17 protein-coding genes are annotated in these 20,301 nt (G+C 70.7%); 11 read left to right on the forward strand and 6 right to left on the reverse strand.

The features are described 5' to 3' along the window. Window positions 1-303 precede the first annotated feature (303 nt). Genes DW298_RS06110 through DW298_RS06120 form a run of 3 tightly spaced genes read left to right on the forward strand, consistent with a single transcriptional unit; the run spans window position 304 to window position 3,753 of the window. Window positions 304-1,452 carry an ROK family protein gene (locus DW298_RS06110; protein ID WP_136041571.1) on the forward strand — a complete coding sequence of 383 codons (1,149 nt, stop codon included), beginning with the start codon at window positions 304-306 and terminating at the stop codon, window positions 1,450-1,452. Window positions 1,453-1,501: 49 nt separating this feature from the next. Continuing rightward, entirely contained in the window at window positions 1,502-2,431 is a 930-nt protein-coding gene (locus tag DW298_RS06115) for a polysaccharide deacetylase family protein (RefSeq protein WP_136041572.1), read from the forward strand. After that, entirely contained in the window at window positions 2,428-3,753 is a 1,326-nt protein-coding gene (locus DW298_RS06120) for an MFS transporter (RefSeq protein ID WP_136041573.1), read from the forward strand. The genes DW298_RS06115 and DW298_RS06120 overlap by 4 nt, the downstream gene beginning before the upstream one ends. Window positions 3,754-3,937: 184 nt before the next feature. On the opposite strand, the gene galE is transcribed toward DW298_RS06120, so the two are convergent. Genes galE through galT form a run of 3 tightly spaced genes read right to left on the reverse strand, consistent with a single transcriptional unit; the run spans window position 3,938 to window position 7,360 of the window. Beyond that, entirely contained in the window at window positions 3,938-4,918 is a 981-nt protein-coding gene (gene galE / locus DW298_RS06125) for a UDP-glucose 4-epimerase GalE (RefSeq protein WP_136041574.1), read from the reverse strand. Window positions 4,919-4,967: 49 nt separating this feature from the next. Beyond that, window positions 4,968-6,161 carry a galactokinase gene (gene galK / locus DW298_RS06130; protein WP_136041575.1) on the reverse strand — a complete coding sequence of 398 codons (1,194 nt, stop codon included), beginning with the start codon at window positions 6,159-6,161 and terminating at the stop codon, window positions 4,968-4,970. After that, window positions 6,158-7,360 carry a galactose-1-phosphate uridylyltransferase gene (galT, locus tag DW298_RS06135; RefSeq protein WP_136041576.1) on the reverse strand — a complete coding sequence of 401 codons (1,203 nt, stop codon included), beginning with the start codon at window positions 7,358-7,360 and terminating at the stop codon, window positions 6,158-6,160. Before galT ends, galK begins: the two co-directional genes overlap by 4 nt. Before the next feature lie 148 nt (window positions 7,361-7,508). Between galT and DW298_RS06140 the strand changes: the two genes are divergently transcribed. From DW298_RS06140 to DW298_RS06165, 6 genes are all read left to right on the forward strand, one after another. Beyond that, the gene (locus DW298_RS06140; RefSeq protein WP_168429561.1) at window positions 7,509-8,459 is read left to right on the forward strand and encodes a LacI family DNA-binding transcriptional regulator; all 951 of its coding nucleotides are present in this window, start codon (window positions 7,509-7,511) and stop codon (window positions 8,457-8,459) included. A 121-nt stretch (window positions 8,460-8,580) separates the two neighbouring features. Then, entirely contained in the window at window positions 8,581-9,744 is a 1,164-nt protein-coding gene (locus DW298_RS06145; protein WP_136041578.1) for a Gfo/Idh/MocA family oxidoreductase, read from the forward strand. Between the two features lie 7 nt (window positions 9,745-9,751). Continuing rightward, window positions 9,752-10,924, forward strand: a complete 1,173-nt coding sequence (locus DW298_RS06150; protein WP_136041579.1) for a dihydrodipicolinate synthase family protein — start codon at window positions 9,752-9,754, stop codon at window positions 10,922-10,924. Then, entirely contained in the window at window positions 10,921-11,904 is a 984-nt protein-coding gene (locus DW298_RS06155) for a sugar phosphate isomerase/epimerase family protein (protein WP_136041580.1), read from the forward strand. The genes DW298_RS06150 and DW298_RS06155 overlap by 4 nt, the downstream gene beginning before the upstream one ends. 180 nt (window positions 11,905-12,084) lie before the next feature. Beyond that, window positions 12,085-13,155 (forward strand): LacI family DNA-binding transcriptional regulator, encoded by a 1,071-nt coding sequence (locus DW298_RS06160; protein WP_136041581.1) that lies wholly within the window; start codon window positions 12,085-12,087, stop codon window positions 13,153-13,155. After that, window positions 13,152-14,261, forward strand: coding sequence for a glycerate kinase (locus DW298_RS06165; protein ID WP_136041582.1), 1,110 nt, complete (start codon window positions 13,152-13,154; stop codon window positions 14,259-14,261). The genes DW298_RS06160 and DW298_RS06165 overlap by 4 nt, the downstream gene beginning before the upstream one ends. 40 nt (window positions 14,262-14,301) lie before the next feature. Here the strand turns inward: DW298_RS06165 and pgm are convergent, their stop codons facing one another. Then, complete coding sequence (gene pgm / locus DW298_RS06170; protein WP_136041583.1) at window positions 14,302-15,945, reverse strand: phosphoglucomutase (alpha-D-glucose-1,6-bisphosphate-dependent); 1,644 nt, start codon at window positions 15,943-15,945, stop codon at window positions 14,302-14,304. A 78-nt stretch (window positions 15,946-16,023) separates the two neighbouring features. On the opposite strand from pgm, the gene pheA reads away from it, so the two are divergent. Continuing rightward, complete coding sequence (gene pheA / locus DW298_RS06175) at window positions 16,024-16,974, forward strand: prephenate dehydratase (protein WP_205820274.1); 951 nt, start codon at window positions 16,024-16,026, stop codon at window positions 16,972-16,974. 45 nt (window positions 16,975-17,019) lie between these two features. Here pheA and DW298_RS06180 read toward each other — a convergent pair whose 3' ends face one another. Both DW298_RS06180 and DW298_RS06185 read right to left on the reverse strand, forming a co-directional pair. Continuing rightward, the gene (locus DW298_RS06180) at window positions 17,020-17,229 is read right to left on the reverse strand and encodes a methyltransferase (protein ID WP_136041584.1); all 210 of its coding nucleotides are present in this window, start codon (window positions 17,227-17,229) and stop codon (window positions 17,020-17,022) included. Window positions 17,230-17,354: 125 nt separating this feature from the next. Beyond that, window positions 17,355-18,401, reverse strand: coding sequence for an LLM class flavin-dependent oxidoreductase (locus DW298_RS06185; RefSeq protein ID WP_136041585.1), 1,047 nt, complete (start codon window positions 18,399-18,401; stop codon window positions 17,355-17,357). A gap of 161 nt (window positions 18,402-18,562) precedes the next feature. On the opposite strand from DW298_RS06185, the gene DW298_RS06190 reads away from it, so the two are divergent. Then, a complete protein-coding gene (locus tag DW298_RS06190) occupies window positions 18,563-20,293 on the forward strand; it encodes a sodium:proton antiporter (RefSeq protein ID WP_136041586.1) in 1,731 nt (576 codons plus the stop codon). Window positions 20,294-20,301: the final 8 nt, after the last annotated feature.

Genomic DNA, 20,301 nt, shown 5'->3' on the forward strand with positions numbered 1-20,301 from the left:
CCACACGTCCGCGGACCCGCCTGGTGGGACCCCACCCGACAATGGCGCACACCACGACCAGCAGCGCGACGACCCACGGCGCGACGACCCACAAAACCACGACCCACAAAACCACAACCCCCGGCACCACGACCCACGGCCACATCGGCGAGACACCCTCGACACCGATCAGAGCATGAATGGCGTCGAGCCGACTCGGCGTGAAGTGTCGACCTGTGCGACTCGATGTGGCATGCTTGCGGGCACTGCGCCCGGCCCAGTGCCCGGCGCGGTACGTGAATCGAGAAGCAGACGCCGGAGCACATGTCCAGACCACTCGCGGGACCGCAGGGCCTGCTACGCACGCTCAACGGTCGCGCAATCCTGGAGGCGCTCGCGCGCAGCGGTCCGCAGACCCGCGCGGAGCTGATGTCGACGACCGGCCTGTCCCGCACGGCCGTCACCCAGGTGCTGCGGATGCTGGATGCGGCCGGAGCCGTCGCCGCCGCGGGCGTCGATCGCGAGACGCGAGGGCCCGCCGCGGGCCGCGTCGCCCTGCATCCGCGGCTCGGGTTCGCCGCCGCCGTGCACATCGACCACCATGCCGCGCACGTGGTGCTCGTCGACGCCCGCGGAGTCGTGCACGCCGAGGAACACGACGTGTTGCCGACCCAGGGGGATCGCGTCGAGCACATCGTCGCTCTCGTCGACCGATGCCGCCTCTCGGTCAAGGCTGCGAAGGCGGCGATCCACCTCGCCGTGGTCGGCATCCCCGGGATCGTCACCGCCGACGGCGGCATCCGCGACGATCTGGGTCCGGACGGCGGCGCCTTCCGTGCCGCGCTGACTGCGGCCCTCGGCTGCCCCGTGCGCATCGAGAACGACGTCAACCTCGCCGCCCTCGCCGAGCTCACGGCAGGCGTCGGCGGCGACCTCGCCAGCTTCGCTCTGCTGCTCCTCGACGACGGCCTGGGGGCCGGCATCGTGATCGACGGCGCACTGCACCGCGGATTCTCGGGTGTCGCGGGCGAGGTCATGTATCTGCCGCAGACTCCCCTTCCGATCGGGGCTCCCATCGTGAGCGACGCCGTCGTCGGAGATCTCGCGCTCGGGGTCGGGCGGGACGCCGACGCCTCATTGGAGGATCACCTCGAGGCGGCCGGCCGCGGCGACCAGGCCGCGACCCGGGTCGTCGCCGAGATCGGCAAGCGCATCGTGCTCGTCGCCGGCAGCATCGGCCTCGTGCTCGACCCGGAGGCGTTCATCCTCAGCGGCACGGCAGCCCACCCCGTGCTGGTCGAGGCCATCCAGCGCGTCGCCGACGAGTATGCGGCCCAACTGCCGCTGCGGTTCCTCGTCTCCTCGTTCGGCCCGGAGGCCCCGCTGGTCGGCGCCGTCGACGAAGCGGCATCCGCTCTCCGGAGCATGCTGTTCACCCGCATCCTGACCCCGGCTGCGAAGACCGGTCGCTGAGCCACACCCCCCCCGATCGCCCCACCGTCCCCACCCGACAGGACACCTGATGACCGCCCCCTCCGACCTCGCCGACCGCCTCGGCCTCGCACCCGGTGCGCGGGCGATCATCCTCAACGCCGACGACTTCGGCATGTGCCACGCGGCGAACACCGCGATCGTCGACCTGCTCACGACCGGGCGCATCGACTCGACCACCGTGATGGTCCCGTGTTCGTGGTCGTCGGAGGCCCTGGCCTTCGCGGCATCCCGCACCGACCTCGACGTCGGAGTGCACCTGGTGCTCACGAGTGAATGGAGCCGCTACCGCTGGCGCCCCCTGACCGGCACCGGGACGAGCCTCGTCGATGCCGACGGGTTCTTCCCCGTCGATGTCGCGTCCGTCGAGCGGTCCGCGACCGACGACGACGTCGCCGCCGAGCTCGCCGCCCAGCTGCACGCCGCGCTCGACGCCGGTGTCGACGTGACGCACCTCGACAACCACATGGGGTCGGTCTACGGCCTCGTCACCGGCCACGACTTCCTGCGCCCGGTGTTCGAGCTGGCCGCCCGCAACGGCCTCCCGTTCCGACTGCCGCGCACCATGGACGGGGTGGGAGAGGACGCCGCGCTGCAGGCGAAGCTCGACGACGCGGCCTCCGCTGCCGACGCGATGGGTGTCGTGATCATCGACCGGCTGTGGTCGCATCCGTTCGAACTCCTCCGGGAGGGCGAGCCGGACGAGGAGACCTACGAGCAGGTGCGCGACGGCTTCATCACACTGCTGCGCGCCGTTCCCGCCGGTGTCACCGAGATCTACCTGCATCCGATGATCGACGACGACGAGCTGCGCGCCGCGGTCGACTTCAGCGCGGCGAAGCGCGGATACGAGCTGCGTCTGCTCGCTGACCCCGCCGTGCTGCAGGCCATCGACGACGAGGCTCTCGTGCGCATCGGCTGGCGCGACCTGCGCGACCTGCAGCGGGCGGGCGTTCGATGACCGTCCTGGGCGAACGCCTGCGCGATCGACGGCTGGATGCCGCGCCGACCAGGGCGCAGACGATCGCGTTCGGAGCATCCGGGTTCCCGACCCAGCTCATGGCGCAGACCTTCTCGGCCTTCGTCGTCTACTTCTACGTCTCGCACCTCGCGGTGCCGGCCGGATGGGTGGCCGTGGCGATGATCGCCCACGGCATCCTGAACGCGGTGCTGAATCCGCTCGTCGGCACGATCTCCGACCGGATGCGCACACCCTGGGGTCGACGCATCCCGTGGATCGGGCTGGGCATCGTGCCGCTCGTTGTCGCCTTCGCGCTGGTGTGGATGCCGCCCGAGCTCCCGGCCGCGGGTCTCATCCTGTGGTTCCTCGTGGTCGTCGCCGTGTACGACATCGCGTTCGTCGTCGTGGTGCTGAACATCTCCGCGCTGTTCCCCGAGATCTTCCGCACCACAGAGGAGCGCGCCCGAGGCAACGTCCCGCGGCAGATCTTCGCGATCCTCGGCATGGTGCTGGGAACGGCCGGTGCGCCCGCCCTGTACGACTCGATCGGCTGGCCCGGCATGGCTCTCGTGCTCGGCACGGTGTGCCTGGTGCTGCTCGTGTGGTCGTTCTTCGGAGGGATGATCGAGCGCCGTGTCCCGGAAGCGGCGTCGGAGGCCATGCGGTGGGGCGACCAGCTGAAGTACACGTTCCGCAACCGTGCCTTCGTCCCGTACGTGCTCGGGTCGCTGTTCGTGCAGACCTCGATCGCCGTGATCCTCGCCGCGATCCCCTTCTACGTGCGGTACTCGTTGGGCGCGGCTGAGGGGGAGGGCAGCCTGCTCCTCGGAGCCATCTTCGTCACCGCGATCCCCTCGATCGTGCTGTGGAGCGCGGTCGTCCGCCGCACCTCACCGCGCACGGCTGTGCTGTGGAGCGTGGCGGTGTTCGGCGTCGCCGTGCTCGGCTACCTGGCACCGTCGAACGTGCTCGGTGCGGCGCTGGTCGGCGTCGCGGTCGGTGTGGGCGTCGGCGGCCTGCTGCAGCTGCTCGAGGTCATGCTCGCGCAGATCATCGACGAGGATGCCGTGCGCACCGGGCACCGCCGCGAAGGCGCCTACTTCGGAGTCAACGGCTTCGTGGTGCGCGGCTCCGTGGTGCTGCAGGCGATCGTCGCCGCGGTGGTGCTCACGGCCTCCGGGTTCGATGCCACCCTCGGCGACGCGCAGCCCGAGAGCGTCGACGGCGGCATCCGTCTGATGCTCGCGGTGATCCCGCTCGGGTTCACCGCCCTCGCCTGGCTCTGCTTCTGGCTCTACCCCATCCGCGCCCGCGACGTCTGAGTGCTTCTCCTCCTACCCAGCACGAGGAGGCGCGCCATCCACGTGCACACCGAGTCGAGCGCGTGTGTCGAGGGCGCAGGGCCGCGCCGATGCGAGCATCGGGGAGGGGTCCCCGCTTGCGGGGAGGGGCGCCCCGCTCTGCGAGCAGCGGCGCGACCCGGAGCCCGCCCCCAAGAAATCCAGCTCAGGCCTGAGCAGCCTGCCGCGCCTCCCACCCCGTGCGCACCATCTCGTCGACCGTGTACCGCATGGTCCAGTCGAGGTCACGGGCCGCGAGCTCGCCGGTCGCCACGATGCGGTCGGGGTCTCCGGGGCGCCGGGGTCCGATCTCGGGGGTGAAGTCGATGCCGGTCACGCGCGCGACGGCATCCATGATCTGCTTCACGCTGAGTCCGTCGCCGGAGCCGAGGTTGTAGGCGGCCTCGATGGGGCGGCCGTCGGCGAGGCGCTGTGCAGCGGCGACGTGCGCGGCGGCGATGTCGCCCACGTGCACGTAGTCGCGCACGTTGGTGCCGTCGGCCGTGTCGTAGTCATCGCCGAAGATCTTCGGGGTCTTTTCCGCGAGCAGCGCCTCGAACACGATCGGGAAGAGGTTGTGCGGGCTGACGTCATAGACCGTCGGGTCGGCGGAGCCCACCACGTTGAAGTACCGCAGCGACGTGTGCCGCAGCGGACGCTCGGAGTCGGCCGTCGCGATCGCTTGGTCGCGTAGCAGCCACTCGCCGATGAGCTTCGATTCCCCGTACGGGCTGGCCGGTTTCTTGGCGGTGTCCTCGACGACGAGTGCGACGTCGGGGGTGCCGAACACGGCAGCCGACGACGAGAACACGATGTTCGAGACGTCGGCGGCCTCCATCGCCTCGAGGATGATGCGGGTGCCCTCGACGTTCTGCGCGTAGGTGTGCAGGGGGCGCTGCACCGAGACGCCGGCGTACTTGTACCCGGCGACGTGGATGACGCCCTGGGCGTCGTGGTCGCGCAGCGTCTTCTCGACGAGCGCGCGATCGAGGATGCTGCCCTGCACGAAGGGCACACCCTCGGGCACGAACGACGCGACGCCGCTGGAGAGGTCGTCGAGCACGACCGGCGTGAGCCCGGCTTCCGCGAGGGCACGGACGACGTGGGCTCCGATGTAGCCGGCGCCGCCGGTGACGATCCAGGACATTGCGTTCCTCTCCTGCCGCGGCGTGGTCACGGCTCGATCGATCATTCTCTCAGGCGTCGCGGAGCGGACCTGCGGACGGGGTGACCGTGAACAGGTGCGGGGCGTCGAATCCCGAGGCGGCGAACGCGGCGGTCACCGCATCCGACACGGCCTCGACGGCATCCTGCTCGATCAGCGCGATCGCCGCACCGCCGAAACCGCCGCCCGTCATGCGGGCGCCGAGAGCGCCGGCGGCCAGCGCGGTGTCGACGGCGGTGTCGAGCTCGACGGTCGAGATCTCGAAGTCGTCCCGCATCGACACGTGCGACGCCACCAGGAGGTCGCCGATGGCCCTCGCGCCCTGCTCCCGCAGCACCTGGACGGTGTCGAGCACGCGCTGGTTCTCCGTGACGATGTGACGCACGCGGCGGAAGGTCACGTCGTCCATCAGCTCTTCGGCACGCGGCAGGTCGGCGATAGACACGTCGCGCAGGGCCGGGACGCCCATGAGCGAGGCACCGAGTTCGCACGACGCCCGACGTTCGCGGTAGCCGCCCGTGGAGTGGGCGTGCTTCACGCGGGTGTCGATCACGAGGATCGCAAGTCCGGCCTCGGCGACACCGAGCGGCACCGGCTGGGCCTCGAGCGAGCGGCAGTCGAGGAAGATCGCGGTGTCGGGCCGGCCGAGCATCGACGCCATCTGGTCCATGATCCCGGTGGGGGCCCCGACGGCCTCGTTCTCGGCACGGCGTCCGACGCGGGCCAGAGCCGTGGCGTCGAGACCCGTTCCCCAGAGCTCGTTCAGGGCGGATGCCGTCGCCCCCTCGATCGCGGCGGAGGAGGAGAGCCCCGCGCCCACCGGGACGTCGGAGGCGATCGCGATGTCGAGGCCGGGGAAGTGTCCCGAGCGCTCCGCCGCCTGGCGCAGCGCCCAGGCGACTCCGAGCGGGTAGGCGGCCCACTCCGGAACAGCGGGGTGCGTGCCCGGCTCGGTGGGGAACAGCTCGTCGAGCTCGGCGAGGTCGACCTTCACCGGCTCCTCCGCAAAGGTCGACCCGACCAGGACGCGGCCGCGGTCGTCGTCGCGCAGTCCGACCGCGGCGACCGTGCGCTGCGGGATGGCGAACGGCAGCACGAAGCCGTCGTTGTAGTCGGTGTGCTCGCCGATGAGGTTGACGCGTCCCGGAGCCGACCAGAGGCCGTCGGGCTCCCGTCCGGTGAGGTCGGTGAAGAGTGCGCGGGCGTCGTCGTGGGCGGCGGTCATTCGGATGCTCCTTCAGAGGTCTCGTCCTCGGAGACGCGCTCGATCGCGTCGCGCAGGCGTGCGGCGCCGACCTCCGGCGGAACCTCTGCGGCCCATGCCCCCATCGCGGCTTCGGAGCCGGCGAGGAACTTGAGCTTGTCGGCGGCCCGGCGCGGACTCGTCAGCTGCAGGTGCAGGCGCACGGTGTCGCGGCCGACGTGCACGGGGGCCTGGTGCCAGGCGGCGATGTACGGGGTCGGGGTCTCGTACAGGGCGTCGACGCCGCGGAGCAGCCGCAGGTAGAGAGGCGCGAGCTCGTCGCGTTCGGCCTCGGTCGTCTCGGCGAAGTCCGGCACGTGGCGGTGCGGCATCAGGTGCACCTCGAGGGGCCAGCGGGCGGCGAAGGGGACGAAGGCCGTCCAGTGCTCTCCGCGGAACACCACGCGCTCAGAGGCCTGCTCCGACTCGAGGATGTGCTGGAACAGGTCGGGCGCGGTGCGGGCGATCGATTCGAGCAACCGCGTGGTGCGCGGCGTCACGTAGGGGTAGGCGTAGATCTGGCCGTGCGGATGCGGCAGGGTCACGCCGATCGCCTCGCCGCGGTTCTCGAACGGGAAGATCTGCTGGATGCCGGGCAGCTTCGAGATCGCGGCCGTGCGGTCGGCCCAGGCCTCGATGACCGTGCGGGCGCGGGTGACGGACTGCGTGCCGAACGAGCCTTCGTGATCGGGGCTGAAGCAGACGACCTCGCAGCGGCCGACGGAGGTGCGGGTGCGACCGATGCCCAGGGCGGCGAGGTCGTCGAATCCGCGGGGCGCATTCGATGCCTGCGGCGCGGTGCCGACGGCCTCGGCGAGGGCGGGGCCGAACGCGGGGGAGCGGTTCTCGAACACCGCGACGTCGTAGCGCGACGGCACCTCCGACGGGTTGCCGGGGGTCTGCGGTGCGAGCGGGTCGGCGTCGGCGCTGGGCATCATGACGCGGTTCTGCCGGTTCGCGGCGACCGTGATCCAGTCGCCGGTGAGCACGTCGAGGCGCATCGTCGCGGTGTCGGGGCGCGGGTCGAGCGCGCGGGCGTCGACCGCGCGCTCGGCTCCGAGCGCGGTGCCCGGATCGTCGTAGTAGATGAGGTCGCGGCCGTCGGCGAGGGTGGTGGCGCGTTTGACGACGCCGGCGCCGAGGGTCTCGGTGCGCAACTCAGGAAGATCGTGCGTGTTCACGTAAACATGGTATCCATACGGCCGTGATAACGTCAACATTGCGGAGTTGTGCACGGGCGGCGAACGGAGAATGTGCGTGGGAGACGAACGCGACCTGGCTGGTGAACCGCGCTCTGGACGGCCTCGATCGTCCTCGGGCCGCGTGTCGATGGCCATGGTCGCCGCCCACGCCGGGGTCTCGGGTCAGACCGTGTCCCGGGTCGTCAACGGCAGTCCGCGCGTCGACCCCGGCACCCGCTCCCGTGTCGAGAGCGCGATGGCCGAACTCGGGTATCGCCCGCACCGTGCGGCTCGCGCACTGCGTACCGGTCGTTCGCAGACCATCGGCCTCGTGGTCACCACCCTCGCCACGGTCGGCAACTCGCGGATGCTGCAGGCCACAGCCGAAGCGGCGGCGGAACGCGGATACGCGCTGACGCTCGTGACCGCGACCGACGGCGTCGCCGAGACGTTCGAGCGGCTCGCCGAGCAGGAGGTCGACGGCGCGATCGTCCTCAACGAGGCGTCGGCGCTCGTCCCTGCGGTGCGGCCCCCCGCCGGTCTGCGGCTGGTCGTCGTCGACGCCCCGACCGATGCGGGCTTCACCTCCGTGCACAGCGATCACGAAGGCGGCGCGGCCGTCGCCACGGCTCGGCTGCTCGGCCTCGGGCACGACACCGTGCACCACCTCGCCGGTCCCGCGGACTCCTTCGCAGCTGCCGAGCGCGAGCGGGGGTGGCGGGAGTCGCTCGTCGCCGCCGGCATCCGTCCGCCCGCCGTGGTCCGCGGCGACTGGAGCGCCGACTCGGGATACTCGGCCGGGCACGCGCTCGCCGAGGCCACCGCGATCTTCTGCGCCAACGACCAGATGGCGCTCGGCGTGCTGCGCGCCCTCTCCGAATCCGGCCGGCGTGTGCCCGAAGATGTCGCGGTCATCGGCTTCGACGATGTGCCCGATGCGGCGAACTACCGCCCGCCGCTGACCACGATCCGGCAGGATTTCACCGCTCTCGCCCACCGCGCCGTGTCGGCGCTGGTGGAAGCGATCGAGGGCACCTCGCAGGACGAAGCATCTGCGGTCATCCCGACCGAGCTCGTCGAGCGCGACAGCACCGCCTGACCTCCGGCCGAAAGCGCTTCGGTTGCGCTCTCCTCTCATCTCATGGCATGATCTCGGAAAGCGCTTTCCAGTCAGAGTCGAAGGAAGCGCGGACAGCTTCCCGCGAGAGAAACGGAACACCATGACCCAGGCGAACACCCGTGAGATCGGCATCATCATGAACGGCGTCTCCGGACGCATGGGATACCGACAGCACCTGGTGCGCTCGATCCTCGCGATCCGCGAGGAGGGCGGCATCGAGCTGCCCGACGGCTCCCGCATCACGGTGAAGCCGATCCTCGTCGGTCGCAGCGAGACCAAGCTCGCCGAGCTCGCCGCGAAGCACGGCATCGAGGACTGGACGACCGACCTCGACGCCGCCCTTGCCGACCCGCAGTGGGAGATCTACGCCGACTTCCTGGTGACCAAGGCCCGCGCCACCGCGATCCGCAAGGCCATCGCCGCGGGCAAGGCGATCTACACCGAGAAGCCCACTGCCGAATCGCTCGAGGAGGCGCTCGAACTCGCGCGCCTCGCCAAGGAGGCCGGCATCAAGACCGGCGTCGTGCACGACAAGCTCTACCTGCCCGGCCTGCAGAAGCTCAAGCGCCTGATCGACTCCGGGTTCTTCGGCCGCATCCTCTCGGTGCGCGGCGAGTTCGGCTACTGGGTGTTCGAGGGCGACTGGCAGCCCGCGCAGCGCCCGAGCTGGAACTACCGCACCGAAGACGGCGGCGGCATCATCACCGACATGTTCCCGCACTGGAACTACGTGCTCGAGAACCTGTTCGGCGAGGTCAAGAGCGTCTACGCGCAGGCGGCCGTGCACATCGCCGACCGCTGGGACGAGAAGGGCGAGCACTACACGGCCACGGCCGAAGACGCGGCCTACGGCATCTTCGAGATCTCCGGCGGCGTGATCGCCGAGATCAACTCATCCTGGACCGTGCGCGTGAACCGCGACGAGCTCGTCGAGTTCCAGGTCGACGGCACGCACGGCTCGGCCGTCGTCGGGCTGTTCGGCGCGAAGATCCAGCCCCGCAACGCCACCCCGAAGCCGGTGTGGAACCCCGACCTGGAAGACACCCGCGACTACGACGCCGACTGGCAGAAGGTGCCTACCAACGACGTGTTCCTCAACGGGTTCCGTCAGCAGTGGGAGGAGTACCTGGTCTCGTACGTCGAGGGCACCGACTACCCGTTCGACCTGCTCGCCGGTGCCCGCGGTGTGCAGTTCGCCGAGGCCGGTCTGACCTCGAGCGCCGAGGGTCGCAAGATCGCCCTCGAGCCGCTGACGCTGGACTGAGGCGCGCATGAGCACCCTCCGACTCCTGCGGGCGACCGGTGAGACCGCCGACGTCGCCCTCAACGACTCCGGCGCGTACAGCCGTCCGACCACTCCGCTGCAGAGCCGCGTCGCCTATGCCGCCGCCCACGTGGTGCCGAAGGTGCACGCCGACAACACCCCGGGGCAGCCGGCCGACATCGACTGGGACGCCACGCTCGCGTTCCGCCGCAACGTCTATTCCTGGGGACTCGGCGTCGCCGACGCCATGGACACCGCGCAGCGGAACATGGGCCTGGATGCCGCGGCCACCCGCGAGCTGATCGCCCGCAGCGCCGAGGTCGCCCGCGAGGAGGGCGGCTCCGTCGTGGTCGGCGTCAACACCGATCACATCGCCGAGTCGCACATCTCGCTCGAGCAGGTGATCGCGGCCTACCTCGAGCAGCTGCACTTCACCGAGGAGCAGGGCGCCGGTCCCGTGCTCATGGCCTCCCGCCACCTGGCCCGCGTCGCCACGGATGCCGACGACTACCGCCGCGTCTACCGCGAGGTGCTGTCGCGCGCGACCGTGCCCGTGGTGCTGCACTGGCTCGGCACCGCTTTCGACCCCGAGTTGGCCGGATACTTCGGGGCCGACGACTGGCAGACGGCATCCGCGGTGCTGCTCGATGTGATCGAGGAGAACCCGGGCAAGGTCGCCGGCGTCAAGATGAGCCTCCTCAACGCCGAGTCCGAGATCTCGGTGCGCGAGCGGCTCCCCGAGGGTGTGCGCATGTTCACCGGCGACGACTTCAACTACGTGAGCCTGATCGGCGGCGATACCGTCGGCGACGGCGCGGGGCACTCCGACGCTCTGCTCGGTGCGTTCGCCGCGATCACCCCGGTCGCCTCGGCCGCGATCCAGGCGTTGGATGCCGGTGACCCGGAGGCGTACCTGCGCATCCTCGGTCCCACCGAGGAACTCAGCCGACAGGTCTTCGCCGCGCCGACCTTCTATTACAAGACCGGCGTCGCCTTCCTCGCCTGGCTCAACGGGCATCAGCCCGCGTTCCAGATGGTGGGAGGCCTGCACTCCGCGCGCAGCCTCCCGCACCTGAGCCGGATCGTCGAGCTGGCCAACGCCTCACTCGCGCTGGAGCAACCCGACCTCGCCCGCGAACGGTGGCACGGGATGCTGCGCCTGACCGGGGTCGACGCATGAGCGCGGTGCCGGGTTCGACGCCCGCGGCCGCACACCTGCAGGGAGAAAGCACGCCTGTCGGTGGAATCGCCGGGGAATCCCCCGACATCCGTGCATCCGTCCGACAGGTGGACACTGCCGGGCCGGACCCGCGCCTGTCGATCAACCAGGCCACCATCAAGTACGCCGACCTCGCCACGGCCCTGCGGGTCACCGCCGACGCTGGCATCCAGGCCATCGGACTGTGGCGAGAACCGGTCAACGAGGTCGGCCTCGACGTCGCCGCTCGGATGCTCACCGACTCCGGGCTGCGCTTCACGACGCACTGCCGCGGCGGCTTCTTCACGCTGCCCGCCGGGGCGGAGCGGGATGCCGCGCTCGACGACAACCGTCGGGCGATCGAGGAGACCGCGACACTGGCCGCCGCGGGTGCCGAGGGCTCGACCGCGGTGCTCGTGCTCGTCGCGGGCGGCCTGCCGGCCGGCTCCCGCGACCTGGTCGGGGCGCGCGAGCGCGTCCGAGATGCGATCGGTGTGCTCGCCCCCGAGGCCGCGGCCGCGGGGGTCACTCTCGCGATCGAGCCGCTGCATCCGATGTACGCCTCCGATCGTGCCGTCGTCTCGACGCTCGGTCAGGCGCTCGACATCGCCGCCGATTTCGAGCCCGCGGTGGTGGGCGCCGCGGTCGACACCTTCCACATCTGGTGGGACCCCCAGGTGCTCGAGCAGGTCGCGCGCGCGGGACGCGAAGGCCGCATCGCCACGTACCAGGTGTGCGACTGGAAGACGCCCCTCCCGGCCGACGTGCTGCTCTCCCGGCACTACACCGGTGACGGAGTGATCGACTTCGGCTCGCTCACCCGTGCCGTGATGGCGACCGGGTACGACCGCGACATCGAGGTCGAGATCTTCAACGCCGACATCTGGGCGGATTCCCCCGAGAACGTCGTGCGCCGCACGGCCGAGACCTTCGCGGCGGCGGTCTCCCCGCACCTCGGATGACGCGCGCCGGTCGCCGGTCGTGTCCCACAAGTCGGACGGATGCACGGATGCAGGACGGAAACGGGGCCTTCGGCCCGACAACCGTGCATCGGTCCTGCATCCGTACCGGCGGGTGGGCCACGAACAGCGACCACCTGGAGAGGCCCGTGTGACGAAGACCCGGGAAGTAGGCTCGGAGACATGACCAACCCCGCATCGCCCGCGGAGCGGCCGTCATCGGAGCGCGCGTCGCGCCATCCGCGCGGCCCGGCGCCCACGCTGCACGATGTGGCGCGTGAGGCCGGTGTCTCCTTGGCCACGGCCTCGCGTGCGCTCAACGGCTCGGAGCGCAAGGTCGCCGAGTCGTTCCGCGAGCGCGTCGAAGCCGCCGCAGCGAAGCTCGGCTACACGGCCAACGTCTCCGCTCAGGCCACCGCCCGGGGAACGTCTCCTGTCATCGCTCTGCTCGTCGCGGATATCGCCGACCCCTACTTCGGTCTGATCGCATCGGGCGTCGCGCGCGGTGCCGACGAGCATGGGCTGGTCGTGACGATCGCGATCACCGAACGCGATCAGGCGCGGGAAGCGCGGATCGTGCATGCCCTGCGCGGCCAGCGTCCGCGCGGGCTGATCCTCGCGGCCTCCCGCACGCAGGAGCCGATGGAGGTCGACACCGCGCGCGAGCTCGCCGAGTTCGCCCGCCTCGGCGGAAGAGTGGTCGCCTTCGGGCCGGACGGCGACGCCGACCGACGCATCGAGATCGACAACCGCTCCGGTGCCGAGACACTCGCCCGGCGGATGGCGGAGTTGGGCTACCGCTCCGCGATCGTCCTCGGTGCCGCCGATGGCGTGCGCACCTCCGACGACCGTCTGGCGGGGTTCCGCGCGGGGTTCGAGGCATCCGGCGGTGTGGTGGAGAGCGTGCGGCGGGGGGACTTCCGGCGCGAATCGGGAACGGAGGGCATGGCGTCCGCCCTGGCCGACGGGGTGCCCACGGGGACTCTCGTCTTCGCGATCAGCGATGTCGTGGCGATCGGCGCGATGTCCGCCATCCGCGAGGCGGGTCGTGAAATCGGCGCCGACATCGCGGTCTGCGGCTTCGACGACGTGCCGGCCAGCAGCGATGTGTCCCCGGCGTTGACGACGGTCCGCGTGCCGCTGACCGAAATGGGTTATCAGGCCTTCCGGGCGACGGTCGATGCCGACTGGGAGCAGGCCCCTCTCCCCGTCGAGGTCGTGGTGCGGGCGAGCACCCCGGGCATCCCGCGATGACCAGGGTCGTGCTGGCGCCGGACAGTTTCAAAGGCACGATCACGGCAGCAGACGCGGCGACGGCGCTCGCCGAGGGCTGGGCTGCGGTCGACCCGGCCGCCGAGTTCGTGCATCGGCCGATGGCGGACGGCGGCGAGGGCACGGTCGCCGCATTCGAGGCCGCGGTCGACGGCGCGGCGCGGATGCCGGTGGTGGTGGACGGGCCCGCGGGAACGCGCGTGAATACCTCCTGGCTGCTGCTCCCGCCGACACCGGCAGCCCCCGCGGGTACAGCAGTGGTCGATCTCGGCTCGACGTCCGGAATCGAGCTCCTCGACGAGCTGCAGCCCTGGGATGCCGACACGACGGGTCTGGGGCAGGCCATGGCCGACGCCCTCGATCACGGGGTCTCGTGTCTCGTCGTCGGCATCGGATCGAGCGCGTCGACCGACGGCGGCACCGGGATGCTGACCGCGCTGGGCGCGCGGTTCCTCGACGCGTCCGGCGCACCCGTCGCCCGCGGTGCACGGGGACTCGCCGACATCGTCTCGGCCGACCTGACCGGGTTGCGCGCGGCGCCGGAGGTGCGGGTGCTGACCGACGTCACCAACCCGCTCACCGGCCCTCGGGGCGCCGCCGCGGTGTTCGGCCCGCAGAAGGGCCTGCGTGCGTCGGAAGACATCGCCGCGGTCGATACCGGTCTGCGCCGCCTCGCCGACCTGCTGGGCATCGATCCGGCGGGGCAGGGATACGGCGCAGCCGGAGGCACCGGTGCCGCGCTCGTCGTCTGGGGCGGGGTGCTCGCCCTCGGTGCCGCCGAGGTGGCCGAGCTCATCGGCCTCGCCGCTGCGATCACGAATGCCGACGTCGTCATCACCGGCGAGGGCTCCTACGACGGACAATCCGGCGACGGCAAGGTGCCCTCGTTTCTGGCCGGCCTTGCCGCCGCCGCGGGCACCCGCGCGCTGCTCGCCGCCGGGCGCATCACCACGGATGCGGACACCACGCCGTTCGCGGCATCCGTCTCTCTCATAGACCTCTCGGGCTCATCCGACGCGGCGATCGCGGATCCCGCGCGCTGGCTGCGAGAAGCCGGCGCCGTGCTCGCCCGCGCGGCGGCCTCCTGACCGCCCGGCTCGCGAATACTCCGGCGCCGCGTCGGCTGCCTCAGTCGCCCAGCGCGGCCGACACCACAGCGCGCGCCTCGGCCTGCACCTCGGCGAGGTGCTCCGGGCCGCGCAGGCTCTCGGCGTACAGCTTGTAGACGTCTTCCGTGCCCGACGGCCGGGCGGCGAACCAGGCGTGCTCGGTCTGCACCTTGAGGCCGCCGATCGCCGCACCGTTGCCGGGGGCGTGCGAGAGCTTGGCCGAGATGTCCTCACCGGCGAGGGTCGTCGCCGTCACGGCTTCCGGAGCGAGCTTCGCGAGCGTCGCCTTCTGCTCCGGCGTCGCCGGAGCGTCGACGCGCTGGTAGGCCGAGGCTCCGAAGGCGGCCTCCAGTTCGCGGTACCGCTCCGAGGGGGTCTTGCCGGTGACGGCGATGATCTCGGCGGCCAGCAGGCACAGCAGGATGCCGTCCTTGTCGGTCGACCAGACCGAGCCGTCGCGGCGGAGGAAGGACGCGCCGGCCGACTCCTCGCCGCCGAACGCGACCGAGCCGTCGAGCAGACCGGGCACGAACCACTTGAACCCGACGGGCACCTCCAACAGGCGCCGGCCGAGCGACTCGGCGACCCGGTCGATGATCATCGACGACACGAGGGTCTTGCCGATCGCGGCATCCCGCGGCCAGTCCTGCCGGTGCGAGAAGAGATAGTCGATCGCGACGGCGAGGTAGTGGTTCGGGTTCATCAGCCCGGCATCCGGAGTGACGATGCCGTGCCGGTCGGCATCCGCGTCGTTGCCGGTGAGGACGTCGTATGAGCCCTTCTTCGCGACCAGCGAGGCCATCGCCGACGGCGACGACGGATCCATCCGGATCTTCTCGTCCCAGTCCAGGGTCATGAAGCGCCAGGTCGGGTCGACCTCGGGGTTCACGACGGTGAGGTCGAGATCGTGCATCTCGGCGATCAGCGACCAGTACTCGACGGATGCGCCGCCGAGGGGGTCGGCGCCGATGCTGACCCCGGCGTTGCGGATCGCATCGATGTCGATGATGGAGGGCAGGTCGCGCACGTAGGCGTCGCGGAAGTCGTAGCCGTTGAGTCCATCCCAGTCGACGTCGGCGAAGCGCACGAGCTTGACGCCGTCGAGCCCCGCAGCGATCAGTGCATTCGCCCGGTCGGCGATCCAGCCGGTGGCATCCGTGTCGGCGGGCCCGCCGTGCGGCGGGTTGTACTTGAAGCCGCCGTCACGCGGAGGGTTGTGCGACGGGGTCACGACGATGCCGTCGGCGCGACCCGGGTCATCCGCCGCACGTCCGCGGTTGTAGGTCAGGATCGCGTGGCTGAGCGCCGGCGTCGGCACCCACGAGTCGCGGGAGTCGACGCGCACGTCCACGCCGTTGGCGAGGAGCACCTCGATCGCGCTGCGCTCAGCGGGGAGCGAGAGCGCATGCGTGTCGCGACCGAGGAACAGCGGGCCGGTGATGCCCTGAGCTGCGCGGTAGTCCACGATCGCCTGCGTCGTGGCGAGGATGTGGTTCTCGTTGAAGCTGTTCGACAGCGACGACCCTCGGTGGCCGCTGGTGCCGAACACGACCCGCTCGGCGGCGACATCGGGATTCGGCGCGCGGTCGTAGTATGCGGCGATCAGCTCGTCGACATCGATCAGGTCACTTTCCTCCGCGGGGAGGCCGGCACGGCTGGTCATCTCTTCAGTCTGCCCCCTGTTCGGCAGGTTCGCATCCGCGACGTCATCCGCATATCGGACTGTCGGCTGAGGGATAAGGTGAAACCCGTGACTGAACGCCGTACGTACAGCTATCTGGGCCCTGCCGGAACCTTCACGGAGGCGGCGCTGGAACAGGTGGCCGAGGCTCGCGGTCAGCAGTGGCGCTCCGTGCACAACGTGGGCGAGGCCCTGGCCGATGTGCTCGAGGGCCGCAGCGACGCCGCGATGATCGCGATCGAGAACTCGATCGAGGGCGGTGTCTCCACCACGCAGGACGCCCTCGCGACGCTTCCCGGGCTCCGCATCGTCGGCGAATACCTGGTGCGGGTGAACTTCGTGCTCGTCGCGCCGCGGGGAACCACGCTCGACCAGGTCGAGGTGATCGCGGCGCATCCGGTCGCCTACGCCCAGTGCCACGGCTGGCTCGGCGCGCACCTGCCCTCGCACTCGCACGTGCCCGCTTCGAGCAACGTCGCCTCCGCGATCGGCGTGCTCGAGGGCACGCTGCCCGCTCAGGCCGCCATCGCGGCGCCCGGCATCGTGAACCACTACGACGTCGACGTGCTCGCGGATGGCATCGGCGACAACGCCCAGGCAGTGACCCGCTTCGTGCTGGTCACCCGCACGACCCGTTCGCCCGAGCCGACCGGAGCGGACAAGACCTCGCTCATCGTCGAACTCCCGCACGACCACCCCGGCTCGCTCCTCGAGATGCTCGAGCAGTTCTCGACCCGCGGCATCAACCTGTCGCTCATCGAGTCCCGGCCGATCGGCGACGAGCTCGGCCGCTACCGGTTCGTGATCGACGCCGACGGCCACATCGAGCACGAGCGCATGGCCGATGCGCTGCTCGGCATCCGTCGGTTCAGCCCTCGGGTGGTGTTCCTCGGTTCGTATCCGCGCGCCGACCGGCAGATCGTGCACTATCCCGAGCGCTACTCCGACGACGTCTTCATCGAGGCGCGCGACTGGCTGCGCGGCATCCTCTCCGGCGAACCCGACGTCTGACGTCACCCGCCCGACCGCCCAGCACGGTCAGGCGGATGGCGCGGCTCAGTGCTCCTGGAAGCGCGGCCAATCGCTGCCCGGAGCCATGTGGGAGTGCAGGGCGCCCTTGGCCGAAGCGAGGTTCGGGTAGGTCCCGGTCACCTCGTCGGAGCCGACCATCGTCACCGTGTAACCGGTGTCATCGTGGCGGATGCTGCCGACGACGCCGTTGCGGCCGTAGGCGACCCAGAGGGCGAGAGTCTTGGTGGTGCTCATCATCGAACTCCTTCTGCTGCTGCCGACAGTGCGATCGCCGAAGGGGCTGCGCCCCTGTCGACGGCACTGCTGGTGACGCTACGCCTGTGCCGGCGGGAAAGCCAGGGCTTGACAGGCGTGCGAGGTCAGCGGAGGAGTGCGGCGGCGATGAGCTCCAGCGTCTGCGCGCGGCCGGTCGGTGCGTCGTTCGGCTCGGCGTCGTAGGAGCCGGCGACCGGAGACAGCATGACCTCGTCGACGCCGTACCGTTCGGCGAAGGCGTTGATCTCCGCCGACACACTCTCACCCGTTCCGACGAACCACCGCGAGCGCGCCGCCTGCACGACCTCGTCGGTCGCGGCGTTCGTCTCGGCGGCGGCCGCCTGCTCGACGGTCTCGAGAGCGGCGAGCGGCTGGTTCAGGCGCAGCCGCGCCATCATGCGCAGCTGAGGCAGGGCGCGGGCCTCCGCCTCCTCCTGCGTGGGCGCGGCGACGGCGTTGACCGTGAGGAAGGTGCGCGGCTCCGGGTGCTCCTCGCTCGGCCGGTAGCCGGTTCGGTACAGGTCGAGCGCGCGCTCGAGGCCCTGCCCCGAGAAGTGGTTCGCGAAGACGTAGGGCAGACCGTGCGACGCGGCCAGCTGTGCGGAGTAGTCGCTCGAACCGAGCAGCCACACCTCGGGGGTGCCGGTCGCGGCCGGCGTCGCGCGCACGGTGTACTCGCCACCCGAGGTGAACCGCAGCGCGGCGCCCTCGGCCGAGAGCAGCGCCGCGATGTCCTGCACGTGGCGGGGGAACTGCTCGACGTCGCTCGTGGTGCCCGAGCCGCGCAGCAGCTGGGTGATGACGGGATCGCTGCCGGGGGCGCGGCCGAGGCCCAGGTCGATGCGTCCGGGTGCGATGGCCTCGAGCGCGGCGAACTGCTCGGCGACGATGAGCGGCGCGTGGTTCGGCAGCATCACGCCGCCGGAGCCCAGACGCATGCGGGAGGTGCGGGTGGCCGCTGCGGCGATCAGCACCGGGGGAGTGGTGGATGCCACCGACGGCATGTTGTGGTGCTCGGCGAACCAGTAGCGGCGGTAGCCGAGCCGGTCGGCGATCTCGGCGAGGGACAGGGAGGCGGCGATGGCCTCGGCACTGGTCTGGCCGGTGCGAACCGGGACGAGGTCGAGGACGGAGAGGGCTGTATCGGACATCCTCTCCTGCAACGCGCGGCGTGCCGCCTCCATTCCCCCTTGTCCCACCTGCCGAGACCCCGCTTTCGCGCCGAGACCCCGGGGTGTGGCTGCACGCGGCCCGGGGTTTCGGCGGCAGCCCGGGGTCTGGGCCGGCAAGTCGGCGGCGATACGCTTCCCTCATGGAAGCGGGTATCTTCTACGTCCTCGTCGGCTCGGTCGCGGTGGCGGCGTTCGCGCGCTCACGAGGGTGGCCGGCACCGCTGCTCGTGACGGTCGTCGCGCTCGCCGTATCGTTCCTCCCGTTCGTGCCCGACATCGACATCGACGGGCACCTGCTCCTCAGCCTGGTGCTGCCACCGCTGCTGTACTCGGCCGCGCTGGACGTGTCCTTCGTCGGATTCAAGCGCAGCCTGCCGCAGATCCGCCGGCTCGGGATCTGGCTCGTGCTCATCACAGCCCTCGCCGTCGGCTTCGTGGCCTGGTGGATCTTCCCCGCGCTCACGCTTCCCGGCGCGCTGCTGCTCGGCGCGATCGTCGCCCCGCCCGACGCGGTGTCCGCCGCGGCGATCGGCCGCCGCCTCGGTCTGCCGCGCCGCATCATGACGGTCCTCTCGGGCGAGAGCCTCATCAACGACGCCACCTCGCTCACGCTGTACCGGGTGTTCGCGGCGATCCTGGCCGGGGCGACCGTCTCGGTCTGGGAGGGCATCGGGCAGTTCCTGCTCGCGGTCGCGATCGGCGTCGGCATCGGCCTCGTGTTCGGGATCGTCCTGCATCAACTGCGGATGCGCATCAGCGATGCCGTCGTGATCGGCACGTTCGGGCTCCTCGCTCCCTTCGGCGCCTACGCGATCGCCGAGCATCTGCTGGGCTCCGGGGTCCTCGCCGTCGTCGCGATGGGTCTCTACGTCGGCTACAACTCCCCGCGCACCGACTACACGACGCGCCAGCAGGAGAAGCCGCTCTGGCTCTCGGCCGACCTGCTGCTGGAGAGCTTCGTGTTCGCCTACATCGGACTGCAGTTCCCGCGGGTGCTGCGCGATCTCGGCAGCGAGTCGGTCGGGCACATCCTGCTGCTCTCGGGTGCCGTCCTGCTCGTGGTCCTGATCGTGCGACCTCTCTACATCTATCCGACGAGTGCCTGGGCGAACTTCCAGGACCGCCGAAGGCTCGCCCGCGTCGACCGCGGCATCCAGTCGGGAGAGTTCGACGAGCGCCGCAAGCAGTCGAGGCGCTGGCGGCAGTACAGCACGGACGAGCTGCGCAGTCAGATCGTGCGCGAACGGATGGCCGGGCTGCAGCTCACCTGGAAAGACAGTGCCGTCATCTCCTGGGCAGGGATGCGCGGGGTCGTCACCCTCGCGATCGCGGTGGCTGCCGCCGACCTCGCGACGCTCGACACGGAGGCCTCGCATGCCATCGTGGTGGTCGCCTTCATCGTCACCGTCGGCACTCTCCTTCTGCAGGGGCTCACGCTGCCGCTGCTCATCCGCGGTCTCGGCATCGCCAGCGACGCCGATGAGAAGGAAGATGAAGAGGCGCTCGCCGAGGTCAGGGCGAAGAGCCGCGAGGCCGGCAAGGAGTTCCTCGCCGAGAAGCGCCGCGAGTGGGAGGCGAAGTACGGCGAGGTCGATCTGAGCGTCTTCGATGCGTTCACCAAGCGCATGACCCGCGTCGAGAAGGACACCGACGAGGCCCAGAAGGTGGAGGATGCCGCGAGCCGGCCGTCCTACGACGACCTCGTGGCCCTGACGAAGGGATGGCTGCAGGTGCGCCGCGAGATCCTCCTCGCTGAGCGAGACGCGGGCAATCTCGACGAAGAGGTGATGCGCGAGCTCATCGCGGCGATGGATGCCGAGGAGCTCGCACTCGACACCCGCGGTGTCACGCGCCAGCCCGGCCGGGCCTGACCCCGAGA

The sequence above is a fragment of the Microbacterium sp. A20 genome (assembly GCF_004794515.1).
Lineage (GTDB): Bacteria > Actinomycetota > Actinomycetes > Actinomycetales > Microbacteriaceae > Microbacterium.